The organism is Geofilum rubicundum JCM 15548 (assembly GCF_000974365.1).
Lineage (GTDB): Bacteria > Bacteroidota > Bacteroidia > Bacteroidales > Marinilabiliaceae > Geofilum > Geofilum rubicundum.
This window is the reverse complement of the sequence record NZ_BAZW01000163.1, coordinates 1-1,132: the sequence shown is the minus strand read 5'-3', so window position 1 is coordinate 1,132 and position 1,132 is coordinate 1. Positions and strand designations below refer to the sequence as shown.

The following is a 1,132-nucleotide window of genomic DNA, read 5'->3' as shown; positions in this document are numbered from 1 at the left end:
ATGTGGGCGTTGGGCACCATAAAACCAAAAAACACAGCAGATGGTCAAATCAATATTGCTTGGAATTTTTCTACTATTTCAATTGCCAATATTAACGCAGGAGATAGTTATTACTGGTAAAATTACTAATAGCAATGGGGAACCCCTAATTGGTGCGTTAGTCTGCCAATATAATACAGATAATTGTACTAATTCTGATTATAATGGGTTGTTCCACTTATTGTTAGATGAAGAACAATCAAAACAATTAAGAATTGCAGGTTTTGGTTATAAAACTCTAATCCTATCAAATATAGATACAATTACAGGTTTATTGAAAATAGAATTACCAATAAGCGATTTTAACGATAGCGAACATCAGGAGTATCTTCCCAGAAGAAAATTGAAATATGGATTTATTCAATATTTCCAAGTTGATTTTATACTCAACGATTTTGACGATTTTAGAACACTTTTAAAGGATTACAATGTTGACTTGATGGACAAATCCAATGGAATATTTAGTGTTGAACTTGCAGGAACATATAAGAAATATTATGCTGGGTTTAATTTTGGTTTTGCTAATGACGGCGTTTACGACCATGAATCACTCGATATTGAATTTAACACGAGACAATATGGATTACACTTTGGATATAACATACTAAACACAAAGCGATTACTGGCTACTCCAAAAGTTGCAGTAAAATGGAATAGATATAGGTTGTTGAACAACGACAAGGAAAAAAAGATTCCAATTGAGCAATATGTTATTGACAGAGATTTAGACCTTCGATTTAATCAAATGACAGGATTTGTAGGACTAAATCTATCCTATAAAATGTATAAATTCAATTTTCTTCCGACAGATTATTGGACTATGGGACTCTATGGTGGTTATGCTTTCAAAATGCATGATAAGCCATTAGTTTATTCACAAGGAAATCGCTTAACGGGTAACGACAAAATAGGGATTGAAAATTATAATATTGGAGTTCATTTTTCATTTAACTTTGAAGGACTATAATTTACGGTGCCCAACATGCGTTATAGTGCATGGCTAAATCTCATATTTACTGCAAGTTTCATTCACGGTAGAGTATTCTTAACGGCCAGAAAAAATCTGCCAAGAAGATTAGCCACGCACCATATC

1 protein-coding gene is annotated in these 1,132 nt (G+C 32.8%); it reads left to right on the top strand.

What is annotated here, in order from left to right; translation table 11 throughout:
• Positions 1-220 precede the first annotated feature (220 nt).
• A complete protein-coding gene (locus JCM15548_RS20545; protein ID WP_227626090.1) occupies positions 221-1,006 on the top strand; it encodes a hypothetical protein in 786 nt (261 codons plus the stop codon).
• Positions 1,007-1,132: the final 126 nt, after the last annotated feature.